The organism is Kitasatospora sp. NPDC003701, from assembly GCF_053587085.1.
In genome coordinates, this window is record NZ_JBSFNM010000119.1 from 1 (window position 1) to 12,124 (window position 12,124).

General features: G+C 73.4%; 13 protein-coding genes. 7 read left to right on the top strand and 6 right to left on the bottom strand.

Annotated features, from left to right (window positions below; genetic code table 11):
- Positions 1–240 precede the first annotated feature (240 nt).
- The gene (locus ACWDRR_RS43210) at positions 241–534 is read right to left on the bottom strand and encodes a DUF1330 domain-containing protein (RefSeq protein ID WP_449777829.1); all 294 of its coding nucleotides are present in this window, start codon (positions 532–534) and stop codon (positions 241–243) included.
- A 188-nt stretch (positions 535–722) separates the two neighbouring features.
- On the opposite strand from ACWDRR_RS43210, the gene ACWDRR_RS43215 reads away from it, so the two are divergent.
- Positions 723–1,625 (top strand): LysR substrate-binding domain-containing protein, encoded by a 903-nt coding sequence (locus tag ACWDRR_RS43215; RefSeq protein ID WP_449777830.1) that lies wholly within the window; start codon positions 723–725, stop codon positions 1,623–1,625.
- A gap of 281 nt (positions 1,626–1,906) precedes the next feature.
- A complete protein-coding gene (locus tag ACWDRR_RS43220) occupies positions 1,907–2,758 on the top strand; it encodes an SAM-dependent methyltransferase (RefSeq protein ID WP_449777831.1) in 852 nt (283 codons plus the stop codon).
- 70 nt (positions 2,759–2,828) lie between these two features.
- Here the strand turns inward: ACWDRR_RS43220 and ACWDRR_RS43225 are convergent, their stop codons facing one another.
- Entirely contained in the window at positions 2,829–3,395 is a 567-nt protein-coding gene (locus ACWDRR_RS43225) for a DinB family protein (RefSeq protein WP_449777832.1), read from the bottom strand.
- A 252-nt stretch (positions 3,396–3,647) separates the two neighbouring features.
- On the opposite strand from ACWDRR_RS43225, the gene ACWDRR_RS43230 reads away from it, so the two are divergent.
- Both ACWDRR_RS43230 and ACWDRR_RS43235 read left to right on the top strand, forming a co-directional pair.
- The gene (locus ACWDRR_RS43230; protein ID WP_449777833.1) at positions 3,648–4,079 is read left to right on the top strand and encodes a GNAT family N-acetyltransferase; all 432 of its coding nucleotides are present in this window, start codon (positions 3,648–3,650) and stop codon (positions 4,077–4,079) included.
- Positions 4,080–4,356: 277 nt separating this feature from the next.
- Positions 4,357–5,529 carry an FAD-dependent monooxygenase gene (locus ACWDRR_RS43235; protein WP_449777834.1) on the top strand — a complete coding sequence of 391 codons (1,173 nt, stop codon included), beginning with the start codon at positions 4,357–4,359 and terminating at the stop codon, positions 5,527–5,529.
- 2 nt (positions 5,530–5,531) lie between these two features.
- On the opposite strand, the gene ACWDRR_RS43240 is transcribed toward ACWDRR_RS43235, so the two are convergent.
- From ACWDRR_RS43240 to ACWDRR_RS43255, 4 genes are all read right to left on the bottom strand, one after another.
- Entirely contained in the window at positions 5,532–6,179 is a 648-nt protein-coding gene (locus tag ACWDRR_RS43240; RefSeq protein WP_449777835.1) for a TetR/AcrR family transcriptional regulator, read from the bottom strand.
- 319 nt (positions 6,180–6,498) lie between these two features.
- On the bottom strand, positions 6,499–6,702 hold the full coding sequence (locus tag ACWDRR_RS43245) for a cold-shock protein (protein ID WP_449777836.1): 204 nt from the start codon (positions 6,700–6,702) through the stop codon (positions 6,499–6,501).
- Positions 6,703–6,835: 133 nt separating this feature from the next.
- Positions 6,836–7,333 carry a pyridoxamine 5'-phosphate oxidase family protein gene (locus ACWDRR_RS43250; protein ID WP_449777837.1) on the bottom strand — a complete coding sequence of 166 codons (498 nt, stop codon included), beginning with the start codon at positions 7,331–7,333 and terminating at the stop codon, positions 6,836–6,838.
- Positions 7,334–7,454: 121 nt separating this feature from the next.
- A complete protein-coding gene (locus ACWDRR_RS43255; protein WP_449777838.1) occupies positions 7,455–8,684 on the bottom strand; it encodes a hypothetical protein in 1,230 nt (409 codons plus the stop codon).
- Between the two features lie 166 nt (positions 8,685–8,850).
- Between ACWDRR_RS43255 and ACWDRR_RS43260 the strand changes: the two genes are divergently transcribed.
- From ACWDRR_RS43260 to ACWDRR_RS43270, 3 genes are all read left to right on the top strand, one after another.
- Positions 8,851–9,447: a TetR/AcrR family transcriptional regulator gene (locus tag ACWDRR_RS43260; RefSeq protein ID WP_449777839.1), complete on the top strand. Its 597-nt coding sequence runs from the start codon at positions 8,851–8,853 to the stop codon at positions 9,445–9,447.
- Positions 9,444–10,295, top strand: coding sequence for an SDR family NAD(P)-dependent oxidoreductase (locus tag ACWDRR_RS43265; protein ID WP_449777840.1), 852 nt, complete (start codon positions 9,444–9,446; stop codon positions 10,293–10,295). Before ACWDRR_RS43260 ends, ACWDRR_RS43265 begins: the two co-directional genes overlap by 4 nt.
- A gap of 285 nt (positions 10,296–10,580) precedes the next feature.
- The gene (locus ACWDRR_RS43270; protein WP_449777841.1) at positions 10,581–12,038 is read left to right on the top strand and encodes an MFS transporter; all 1,458 of its coding nucleotides are present in this window, start codon (positions 10,581–10,583) and stop codon (positions 12,036–12,038) included.
- The last annotated feature ends 86 nt before the right edge of the window (positions 12,039–12,124 follow it).

Here is a 12,124-nt window from a genome sequence, read left to right on the forward strand (position 1 = left end):
CCGGCGGGAGTTGGACCACATCGGGTGGTGGCCGGTGACCCGTCCACGGCGGGGTTCGTTGGTTGCTGCGGCGGAGCGTCGGACCCGTCGGCGAGCCGGAGAACCACCCCGGCCACGCCCTTCGTCCGCCCGACGAGTGAGCGACCGCCCGGGCGCAGGAGCACCAACCGTGCCACCCTCAGGGTTCAGCACCGTGTGCGTAGCAGGTGACGGGCATTCGGCGACGGCTGGGCCCGCCGGTCAGTCGATGCCTTCGATGATGCGGAGGTCGCGCTCGAAGCCGTCGGGGAGGGCCACCAGCGCCTTCTGGTACGCCTCGCTCTCGTAGGCCGCGACGGCCTGTTCAAAGCTGTCGAACTCGATCAGAACGACGCGTTGCGTGATTCCGGCCTCGTGGGCGACGACTCGGCCGCCACGCGACAGGACGCGCCCGCCCCCGGCCCGGACGGCCGGACGGGCCAGCTCGTCGTAGGCGGTGAGCCCCTCGGGGTCGGACATGGCGGGGTAGACACTGACCCAGTAGCCCTTGGCCATGGAAGCCTCCTGATCTCGGCCGGACGCGTCCGACTTCGAATTGACACTCGGATCGATCGATCCCGACGACGGGTACTGCGGTCACTGGAATCGTCCTGTGCGCAGGCTAGGGCTTGATGTGCGGTCGGGGGAAAGACCGGTCCTGGATAGACTCAGAACGGATCGTTATCAATCGGCAGGGAGGGTCCGTGGCGCCGGACACGGTGAGCCTGCGCTACTTCCTGGTGCTGGCCCAGGAGTTGAACTTCACCCGCGCGGCCGCACGGATCGGTGTCGCACAGCCCGCACTCAGCGCCCGGATGCGCCGGTTGGAGGCGGAACTCGGGACGGCCCTGCTGGTCCGCGACACGCGCAGCGTCGTACTGACCGCGGCCGGTGCGGCTTTGACGGAGTCCGCGCCGCCCGCGCTGGCGGCGCTCGACCGGGCATGGGACACCGCCCGGAGCGCGGCGGCCGGTGAACTGGGCACGCTGCGCATCGGATACAGCCTCAGCGCCGGGGCCGAGACGGTACCGGCCCTGGTGGACAGGCTGATTCGCGACCACAACGGAATCGAGGTCGGCGCGGTCCCGATGGCGACACCGGAGATCTCCCCCGCGGTCGCCGACGGCCGCATCGATGCCGGGATCACCCGCGGTGAACAACCGGGCCGTGGCGTGCGCCGGTTCCTGCTGCGGCGTGCGCGCATCGGGGTCCAGCTGGCGCAGCACCACCCGCTGGCCGGACACCCGGAGATCGAGATCGCCGACGCGGCCGCGTATCCGCTGCGACTCCCGGACCGTGCGGCCAACCCCGTGATCCACGATCAGCTGTCCGCACTGTTCCGAGACATCCGGCCGCACCCCCGGTTCCACACGCCCGCGGTCTCTTTCGACATGTCCCAGCGCGACCTGCGCGACGGGGTCACCCTCGCCCCGGCCGGAGAAGCCGCGGCCACGGTGCAACCGGCCGGTCTGACCTGGCGACCACTGCGGGGCGCGCCCGGTCTGACGATCCACCTGGTCCTCCCACGCGAGCAGTCGCCGCTGCACCGCCGCGTCCGCGCCGTCGCCAAAACCCTGGCGCACGAGCTGCACTGGCTGCCGGACTGACGCGCAGGAGGTCAAGCGAGACGGCCGCCCTCGGCCCCCGGTGTCGACCCGACGGTCGAGGAACTGCCGTTCGCCGAACACGTTTTCGACGGCGCCTGTGGCAGTCCTGAGTCCCGGACTGGCCGTCAGATCCTCCTCGATTCCCTCACAAAGAGGTCCTGACCTCGTCCTCCGTCCTTCCGGCGCTCCCGGAGCGGTCCCCGTACTGACGGTTCCAACCGGTTGGTAACCCGCTGAGATTAGGATGAGATGACTTGCTGTCAGAACACTGTGGGGATCGAATGCGGGACGATGCGATGGTCGGCGGGTCGGGGCCGGTGACGGTGGGGGAGTGGCAGCCGCCGGCGGAACTGAACACCGGCATCCCGCACCCGGCGCGGATGTACGACTACTACCTCGGCGGGAAGGACAACTTCCCGGCCGACCGGGAGGCGGCCGAGAAGGTCATCGCGGCCATGCCCGACGCCCGGCTCGGGGCCCGCATCAACCGCGAGTTCCTCGGGCGCGCGGTGGAGTTCGCGGTCGACCGGGGTGTCCGCCAGTTCCTGGACATCGGCACCGGGATCCCGGCGGTGGGCAGCACCGGCGAGGTCGCCCACCGGGTGGCCCCGGACGCCCGGGTGGTGTACGTCGACAACGACCCGATCGTTCTCACGCACGCCCGCGCCCTGCTGGCCCACCACCTCGCCGGGCACACCTCGGTCCTCCACGCCGACCTGCGCGATCCGGAGGCGATCCTGGGCGACCCGGGCCTGAAGGAGGCGCTCGACCTCTCCCGGCCGGTGGCCCTGATGCTGGTGGCGGTGCTGCACTTCGTCCGCGACGAGGAAGGCGCCGCCGAGACGGTGGCGCGACTGCGGGACGCGCTGGCGCCGGGCAGCCTGCTGATCCTCTCGCACGGCACCCAGGACTTCATGACCGCCGAGACGGCCGCCGAGACCACGCGGATCTACAGCCGGGCGAGCTCGCCGCTGGTCCTGCGGGCCGAGGAGCAGGTGCGGGAGTTCTTCGGCGACTTCGAGTTCGCCGACCCCGGGCTGGTCCAACTGCCGCTGTGGCGGCCGGGGGCGGAGCTGCCGGAGGGCTGGCGGGAGGCGGCCCCCGCCTACGCGGGCGTGGCGGTCAAGCGCTGACCCGAGGGCGTGGCACCCCCGGTGCCGAAGCACGCGGGGGGCGCCGGGCCCCCGGGTCCGGACACGGCGGTCAGCCCATGCTCTTGGCGCCGTCCAGGGTCTCGCGGATGATGTCGGCGTGGCCGGCGTGCTGCGCGGTCTCGGCGACGATGTGCATCAGCACCCGGCGGGCCGACCACTGGGCGCCGGGCTCGAACCACGGGGCCTTCGGCAGCGGGTGGGAGACGTCCAGGTCGGGCAGGACGGCGATCAGCTCGTCCGTGCGCCGGGCCGTGTCGGCGTAGTCGGCCAGCACACCGGCCAGCGTCTCGCCGGGAAGCATCCGGAACTCGTCGGCACGCCGCGCGAAGTCGGCCTCGGTCATGGCACTGAAGTCGCCCATGGCCGACGGGCCTTCGAGGATGAAGTTCACCCACCCGCGCTCGACGCTCGCGACGTGCTTGATCAGGCCGCCCAGGCACAGCTCGCCGGCGGTGGTGCGGAGCCCGACCTGCTCGTCGGTGAGATCGCGGGTGGTGAAGCGCAGGAAGTACCGCTGCTTGCCCAGCACCGCCAACAGGTCGGCGCGCTCCCCGCCGGCCGCCGCGCCGGCCTGCTCGCGGGTGGTCGACTCGGTACCGGTCGTGGTGTCGGTCATGGTTTCCGCCTTCATAGGTCCTGTTCCGTTGCCGAGAACCACAGTAGGAGCCATCTGGGTCAGATCGTGTCCTAGATCACCGGGCGGCTGGGGGAGCCTTTCGACGCGCCCCGTTTCGCCCCCCCGGGGACCGGGAGACCGGACCGCCCTCCACCCCGACCGGCGCCTCGCCGCCGTGGCCCGTTCCCCCGCCGGGCGGGGCGGGCCCTGACGGTGCCGCCTGCACCGCTGCGCGCACTACGATCCGTGCCCATGGTGATGCGAAGCGAGGACGGGTACGAGATCGACGTCGACCGGGACCGCCTGGATGTCGACCGGGTGCACCACTGGCTGTCGACCGACGCGTTCTGGGCGCTCGGCCGCAGCCGCGCGACGGTCGAGCAGTCCATCCGCGCGTCGGTCAACTTCGGCGTCTACGACGCGGACGGGTCGCAGGTCGCCTATGCACGGGTCGTCACCGACCTGGCGACCTTCGCCTGGCTCTGCGACGTCTACGTCGACCGGGGCCATCGCGGCAGGGGACTGGGCACCGGGCTGGCCGTCGCCGTCCGTGACCACCTCGCTCCCTACCGGCTCAAGCGCCTGATGCTCTCCACCCTCGACGCCCACGGGGTCTACGCCAGGGCCGGCTTCGTACCCTTCCCCGATCCCGGGAATCTGATGATGATGAGCTTCGCGCCATGACGGGGAACGCGCGGAGCCGACCCACCACCCGCAGGCCGGCCGGTATCGCACCTCCCCGCCTCCGGTGGCAGGGTGTCGGGGCTTCCGGCCCGGCGGCAGCCGCTTCGCCCCGCCGGGTGTGACACCGCGCGGGCACGCGTGCGGCGCCGTGCCCGGACCCCGCCGGGCCCGCGGCTGGCAGGATGGCCGCAGGACCGGCCTCCGCGGCGCCGCCGAGCCGGGCCGCGGGGAGCCGGCGATCCGATGGGGACAGGAACGTACGGGAGGGAGAGCAGGGTTGACGAGCATTCAGATCATCGGCGGCGGCATCGCCGGAACGGCGGCCGCGCTGGCGCTGCACAAGGCGGGGTTCGACGTCGCCGTTCACGAGGCGCACCCCGACACGGGCGAGGACATCGGCGCCTTCCTGACCCTCGCCTCCAACGGCATGCGCGCCCTCGCCCAGGTCGACGCGGCCGAGGTGGTCGCGGAGCTGGGCTTCCCGGTCACCGCCATGAGCGTGCTCGACGCGAGCGGGGCCGAACTGGCCACCGCCCCGCTGGGGGAGCCCGACCACCGGCTGACCCGCTACCGCTGCCTGCGCCGTGCCGAGTTGGCCGCGGCGCTCCAGGCCGAGGCGGGCCGCCGAGGCATCGCGATCCGGCACGGGGCCCGGCTCACCGGCGTCACCGAGTCCGCCGCCGACATCACCGCGCACTTCGCCGACGGCACCGCGGTGACCGGTGACCTGCTGGTCGGCGCCGACGGAACGCACTCCGCCGTCCGGGCCTGGCTGGACCCGGCCGCCCCCGGGCCCGAGTACGCGGGGCAGCGCGTCTTCTACGGATACAGCACCGCCGCTCCGCCGTCCCCCGTGCCGGAGCGGATCACCATGGTCCGGGGCAGCGCCGCCGCCTTCGGCTACCTGGTCCCACCCGCCGGCGGGACCTGCTGGTTCGCCCGGGTCCCCGGACCGGCCGCGTCCGCCGAGGAGGTCGCCGACCGGACTCCCGCGCAGTGGCGGGACTGGCTCCGGCCGCTGCTGAGCCCGGACCGGACCCCGGCCGCGCGGATCGTCGCCGGTACGGACGACCGGCTGATGGTCACCAACGCGCTCCAGCTGGCCCCGGGGGCGCGCTGGCGCAGCCGCCGCGCCGTCCTGATCGGCGACGCCGCCCACGCGGCCTCCCCGGCCACCGGCCAGGGCGCCTCGATGGCCCTGGAGGATGCCGTCGTGCTCGCCAAGGCGCTGCGCGACACCCCCGGAACGGCGCAGGCCCTGGCCCGCTACGAGCACCACCGCAGGCCCCGGACCGAGGAGAACACGGCCACCAGCGCCCGCCTCACGGCCGGCCCCACCTCGGGCGGTTCGCGGCCTCCCGCGGCCGGGCCCCGGCCCCGGGTGGACGAGGAGCTGCTGCGCCTGCTCGCCTGGGAGGCTCCGCTGCCGGACCCGCACGACCCGGCCTGAGGTCAGCGGCCCGCGCCGGGAGGGTGGGGCTCCGGGAGGAGCGTGGCGATGCCGGCGCAGATCAGGTCCAGGCTGCGGGTGAACTGCTCGTCCTGGTCGTGGGCGGCTGCGGTCATGGTGCGGGGGAAGCGGCGGTGGAGGTCGGCGGCCGTGTCCGGGGCCGGCGGCACGACGGGCGGCTCGCTCTGCTCCTGGAGCACGTAGCCGGTGACGTGGCTGAGCAGGGTGTCGGCCGCGGTGCCGCACTTCTGCGCGGGGACGCCGGCCGCCGCGAGGGTGTCGAGCAGCCGCTCCATCACGGACAGCGCGCCGGGGCTGAGCGTCTTCGGGCTGTCGGCGAACATGATCGCCCCGCCGGGGTGCCGGCGGATGCTCCGGCGCAGGGCGACGGCCTGCGCCGTCACGCGTGCCTGCCAGTCGCTCGTGGTGTCCAGTTCGGCCAGTGCCGCGGTGCCCGCGTCGTAGGCCTGCCGGGCCACCCGGTCGGCCATCAGCTGGAGCAGCGCGGTCTTGTTGGGCACGTGGTAGTAGAGGCTTCCGGCGTGCACGTCGAGTCGCTCCGCGACCCGGCGCATGGACAGACCGTGGTAGCCGGCTTCGGCGAACACGGCCATCCCGGCGTCGGTGATCCGGTCTGCGGTCAGCTTCACCGTGGCAGTCTAACGATCACGACGGCTCTTCGAACGGTGTTTGAGAACGGCCCGGACCGTCGGACGCGCCGATGTCGGTTCAGCCGGGTGAGGTGAGAGGTGGGGAGGTGAGCGGTGGGGAGGTGAGCGGTGGGGAGGTGGGGCCGGCCGAGGGGTCGGCCCCTTTGCGGTCACCGCCGCCGGCCTCCGGGGCCGACCGGACGGCTGCCCGGCCGTTCGGTCGCCCGGCCGTGCTGCGGGCGGGCGGTGCGCGGCGATCCGGCCGAAGCCGGCGTCCGCCGGGCCGGGTTCCGGCGCAGGGGGCCGGTCCCGGCGCCGGCTAGAGCTTGACGACGTTCTCCGCCTGGGGACCCTTCGGCCCCTGGGTGACGTCGTACTCGACCAGGTCGTCCTCGTACAGCTCCTTGAATCCGGTGCTCTGAATGGCGGAGAAGTGGACGAACACGTCCTGGCCGCCGTCGTCCTGGGCGATGAAGCCGAAGCCCTTCTCCGCGTTGAACCATTTGACCTTGCCAGTTGCCATGCTGCTCTCCTTCGGAGGTACTGAGCGCGCCCTCGGCGCGCGGTTACGATACCGCCTCCGACCAGTGGACATGGCGGAAGGTGCGCGGCTTGTCGCCCTCCGTAGTGCGAGGGGGTGGCCGGGGTGGCCGCGGTCAGGCGCGGTTGCGCTCCTCGCGCTGCCGGACCAGCTCCTCCACCGCGCTCGGGAGGGTCGTCTCGAAGTCGATCAGCTTCGCCCAGGTCGGCGTGACGACGATCCGGACCATGCCGTCGTAGAGCGAGCGGACCTCGGCCTCCCAGGCGACCCGCTGCTCGGGCGTCATCGCGTAGGTGCTGTTCGCCCGGAGGTACTCCTCCGGGATGCCCTCGACCTCGTCCAGCTCCGCCCGGCCGCGGATGAGCAGGATCTTCGGCGGGTGCGCCTCGGTGTCGATCGTCAGGGCGACCGCCGGGTTGTGGCGCAGGGCCGGCAGCTTCGGCGCGTTCTTCACGGTGCACATGACGACGGCCGACCCGTTCCAGACGAAGGCGATCGGGACGGCCCGGGGAGTGCCGTCCTCGGCGACGTAGGCCAGGCGGGTCAGGTCTCGGGCCAGGAGCTCCCGGCTGAGCGGACGGTTCAGGACCTCGTCGATCTCGCTCGGCTGCACGGTCGGGCCCGCCTTCCACGTGGTGGTTCACCAGGACCGTTCCAGCTTAAGGACATTTCGGGAGCTTCGACCGCACAGGGGGACGGGTCCGGCAGGGCCGCCGAAGGCGTCGGCCCGGTGGTCACATGAGCCGGTCGCGATGGCGCGCGGCGGTTTCGCGCAGGAGGCGGGCGAAGCGTTCACGGCTCCGGACCTGCTCCTGTTCGGCGCGACCGTCGGCCGACTCCTCGTCGTCGGCCTCGGGGCCACCCTCGCCGCCGGCGTCGGGACCGCCCGCGTCGGGACGGCCGGTGTCGCGACCGCCCGCGTCGAGGTCGTCGTGCTCGTCGTGCTCGTCGAGGTCGTCGTACGCGTCGTGGAGGAGCCAGCAGCCGTGGATGCCGGAGAGGAGGTCTTCGAGGAGGTCGCGGGCCGGGCGCTTCGGGTCGAGCGGGGTCAGGCGCAGGCCGGTGTCCTCCGGTGCGGTGTCCTCGCCCGCGATCTCCGCCGCGAGGGCCTCGTCGAGGTCTTCGAGCTGTTCGCGCAGGCCGGCGGGGTCGGGGAGCAGGCCGTCGGCGATGTGGAGCGCGTGGCGGACGAGGCCGGTGACCGCGTCGTAGGGGGTGTGGCCGGCGTCGAGGAGTTCGAGGACGAGGGTGGGGGTCTCGTCGGGCAGGGCCTCGATCTGACCGGCTTCGAGGACGACGGTGGTGGCCTCGTGGCCCGAGGCGTCGGCGGCGACCTCGGCCGCGGCGGCGAGCCAGTGGGCCGCGGCCACGGCTGCGGCGGTCGGGTCGATGTCGGAGAACAGGGCGGCCGAGCCGAAGGGGTCCTGGACGAAGAGGAGGTCGGCGGCGGCGACCTGGACGGGGGAGGCGTCCTCGCGGCTGAGCAGGACGGCCTGCTGGGCGCGGCCGGTGAGGTCGCCGAGCTCGGCACCCTCGACGGCGGTGAGTTCGACGACGGTCTCGGCCAGGACGGCCTTCGTCAGCCCGGGTTCGTCGAGGGTGTGCAGGGCGCGGCCGAGCCGGTGGGCGGATTCCAGCAGCGGGCTGTAGGAGACGGCGAGCATGCCGCCCGCGGGGAGGTTCGGTGCGGCGACCGCCTCGGCGACCGCGCCGAAGGCGTTGCGTTCCTGCTCGCGCCGCCAGCCCTCGCTGTTGGGCTCCAGGGAGCCGGCGGCGCTGGCGGGGTGGGTGTAGGTGCGCCAGGCCGCGTCGGACAGTTGGGTCAGGGCACGCGCCAGGCGCAGGAGCGTGCTGGTGTCCCTGCCGACGGGGAGGTCGGCGATCCGGGCCGCGAGCTCGCCCTCGCCGGTTCCCCACGCGGCGATCAGCTCGTGCCGGTGGGGGTCGATGCTGTACCTCGTCATGAAGTGGTACCTCCGCTTCTGGCGGCACACCGCCTGGCCGCAAGCCATTCTGACGCACCGGCAGCCGCCGGGCCCTCCGCCGGCCGGCGGAGGCCGGTCGCCGGTGCCACCGGCCCCGGGCGGCCGGGGATTGACAGCGCCGAGAACAGGAATGAATATTCATTCCGTGGCACCCAGAAAGCCCGACCTCGACCGGCTGCTGATCGACACCGCCCTCGCGCTCTTCGCCGAGCGCACCTACGAAGGCACGCAGATGCCCGTCGTCGCCCAGCGCGCCGGTGTCGGCGTCGGCAGCATCTACCGCTACTTCCCCAGCAAGGAGGCGCTCGGCAACGCGGCCTTCCAGCACGCCAAGCGCACCCTGCTCGACCACCTCGCCGCCGCCCTCGCCGAGGGCGGACCGGCGCGCGGCATCCGCGAGGAGTTCGGGCGCTTCTGGCGCGGCTTCACCCGCTACGCGAGCGCCTACCCGGACGCCTTCGTCTTCCTCGAACACCAGCAGCACGACACCTTCCTCGCCCCCGAGAGCCGCGCCCTGGCCGACGAGATCGACCGCGTCGCCTCCGACTTCATCGAGCGCGGCCAGCGGGCCGGCGAGATCCGCGAGGGCGACGCCGCCCAACTGGTCGCCCTCGCCCTCGGGGCGTTCGCCGGCCTCGTCAAGCTCCGGCGCCCGGGCGGACCGGACACCCTTCCCCCCGAGGACCTCGACCGCGCCGAAGCCGCCGTCTGGGACCTCCTGCACCGAAAGTCCTCGACATGACCGCCGCCGCACAGACCGTGCTGATCACCGGCTGCTCCTCGGGCCTCGGCCGTGAGACCGCCCTCGCCCTCCACCGGCTCGGCCACCGCGTCCACGCCACCGCCCGCCGGCCCGAGACCCTCGCCGACCTCGCCGCCCTCGGCATCACCACCCTGGCGCTCGACGTCACCGACGAGACGTCGATGGCCGCCGCGGTCGCCGCCGTCGAGGCCCGGCACGGCCGGATCGACCTGCTGATCAACAACGCCGCGTACGGGCTGCACCTGCCGGTCGAATCCGCGACCCCGGAGGAGATCCGCGCCCAGTTCGACACCAACGTCTTCGGGCTCGTGCGGATGGCCCAGCTGGTCCTGCCCGGCATGCGCCGCGCCGGCCGCGGCCGCATCGTCAACATCTCCTCGATGGCCGGCCGCTTCTCCCCGCCCGGCGGCGCCTTCTACCACGCCAGCAAGCACGCGGTGGAGGCGATCAGCGACTCGCTGCGCCTGGAGGTCGCCCCCTTCGGCGTCGAGGTGGTGGTCGTCCAACCCGGCCCCACCATCACCGGGTTCGCCGCCACGGCGGTCGCCACCATGGACGGCGGCTCCGACCCGGCCGACCCGTACGCCACCTTCCGTGCCCGCCTCGCCGAGATGTACGCCGGCCGCACCTTCACCCGCCGCAACGGCGCCGTCCCCGCCGAGGCGGCCACCCGGGTCGTGGTCCGCGCCGCCACCGCCGCGCGTCCCCGTGCCCGCTACGCCGTCGGCGCCCTGGCCCGGTCCACCATGCTCGCCAAGCGGCTGCTCCCCGACGCCGCCTTCGACGCCCTGATGCGCCGCAGCTTCCCCCTCCCCGACCCCGCGTGACCCGACCCCGCCGTGTGACCTGACTCCGCCTGACCCGAGCCCGCGTGACCCGACCCCGCCTGACCGGGCCGGCCGGTCGGCCGTCGCCGCTCCCGGCCGCCGCGAGCGGCTGACGGGGCACCAGAACCGGTCCACCCCTTGCGGTGTGATCATCCGAGAGCAGGGCAGACGCGGATGGTCCTACACACGCAGTGACGAGGGAGGCCCGGCGTGGTGGAAGAGACGAAGACCTCCGGCCCGCAGCGGCCGTCGCGCACCGGACCGGACGACGGCGGGGCGGGCGGGGTGGTCGAGACGGACGTGCCGGCGAGGCTCGACCGGCTGCCGTGGTCCCGCTGGCACTGGCGGATCGTGATCGGCCTGGGGACCGTCTGGATCCTGGACGGTCTGGAGGTCACGATCGTCGGCAACATGGCGGCCAGGCTCGCCGAGCACGGCAGCGGCATCAGCATCTCGACGACCCAGGTGACCACCGTCGCGGCCGCGGTGTACGTGGCCGGCGCGTGCAGCGGCGCGCTGTTCTTCGGCTGGCTGACCGACCGGTTGGGGCGCAGAAAGCTGTTCATGCTGACGCTCGCCGTCTATCTGGCGGCCACCGCCGTGACGGCGCTGTCCGGGACGGCCTGGTTCTTCTTCCTCTGCCGCTTCTTCACCGGGTTCGGCATCGGCGGCGAGTACGCGGCGATCAACTCCGCGATCGACGAGCTGATCCCGGCCCGGGTGCGCGGCCGGATCGACCTGATCATCAACGGCAGCTTCTGGATCGGCGCGGCGCTCGGCGCCTTCGGCTCCATCGCGCTCCTGGACACCGCGCTGTTCGCGACCGACGTCGGCTGGCGGCTGGCCTTCGGGACGGGCGTGGTGCTGGGCCTGGTGATCCTGCTGGTCCGCCGCCACGTCCCGGAGAGCCCGCGCTGGCTGTTCACGCACGGGCGCGCGGCGGAGGCGGAGGCGGTGGTGGCCGAGGCCGAGCGGATCGTGGCACGGGAGGCCGGCCGCACGCTGCCGCCCGTCACCGGGAAGCCGATGGCCGTCCGCGAGCGCGGCCCGCTCGGCTTCGTGACGATCGCCCGCACGGTGGTCGGCCGCTACCCGCGCCGCACCGTGCTCGGCCTCGCGCTCTTCATCGGCCAGGCGTTCCTGTACAACTCCGTGACCTTCGGCTACGCCGTCATCCTCACCACGTACTTCGACGTACCCGAGGGCGACACCGGCTACTACTTCGCGGTGATCGCCGTCGGCAACTTCCTCGGGCCGCTGCTGCTCGGCCACCTCTTCGACTCGGTCGGGCGCAAGCCGATGATCGCCGGGACGTACATCGGCTCGGGCCTGCTGCTGTTCGGCACCGCCGTGCTGTTCCAGCGGGGATCGCTCTCCGCCGTCACCATGACGGCCTGCTGGACGGCGGTGCTCTTCCTGGCCTCGGCCGGGGCGAGTTCGGCCTATCTGACGGTGAGTGAGATCTTCCCGCTGGAGACCCGGGCGCTGTGCATCGCCTTCTTCTACGCCGTCGGCACCGCGGTCGGCGGCATCAGCGGGCCGCTGCTCTTCAACGGCCTGGTGAGCAGCGGCGAGGTGTCCGACACCACGCTGGCGTTCTGCATCGGCGCCGCCCTGATGACGGTCGCCGGACTGGTGGAGGCCGCGATCGGCGTCCGCGCGGAGCGGCGCAGCCTGGAGTCGTTGGCCTCGCCGCTGAGCGCGGTCACGACCGGGACCGAGCCGGCCCGGACGGCCGGATGAGGTACCCGGGGTGAGCCGGGCCCGGGCGGGGGCGCCGGCCGGGCGGGGGGCCGCGGGGGGGGGGGGGGGGGGCGCCCCCCGCCCCC

Coding starts and splice junctions, on each gene's coding strand:
- ACWDRR_RS43265 (WP_449777840.1), top strand. CDS start 9,444: ATGACCGCCGCCGCACAGACCGTGCTGATCACCGGCTGCTCCTCGGGC.
- ACWDRR_RS43255 (WP_449777838.1), bottom strand. CDS start 8,684: ATGACGAGGTACAGCATCGACCCCCACCGGCACGAGCTGATCGCCGCG.
- ACWDRR_RS43230 (WP_449777833.1), top strand. CDS start 3,648: ATGGTGATGCGAAGCGAGGACGGGTACGAGATCGACGTCGACCGGGAC.
- ACWDRR_RS43245 (WP_449777836.1), bottom strand. CDS start 6,702: ATGGCAACTGGCAAGGTCAAATGGTTCAACGCGGAGAAGGGCTTCGGC.
- ACWDRR_RS43225 (WP_449777832.1), bottom strand. CDS start 3,395: ATGACCGACACCACGACCGGTACCGAGTCGACCACCCGCGAGCAGGCC.
- ACWDRR_RS43220 (WP_449777831.1), top strand. CDS start 1,907: ATGCGGGACGATGCGATGGTCGGCGGGTCGGGGCCGGTGACGGTGGGG.
- ACWDRR_RS43210 (WP_449777829.1), bottom strand. CDS start 534: ATGGCCAAGGGCTACTGGGTCAGTGTCTACCCCGCCATGTCCGACCCC.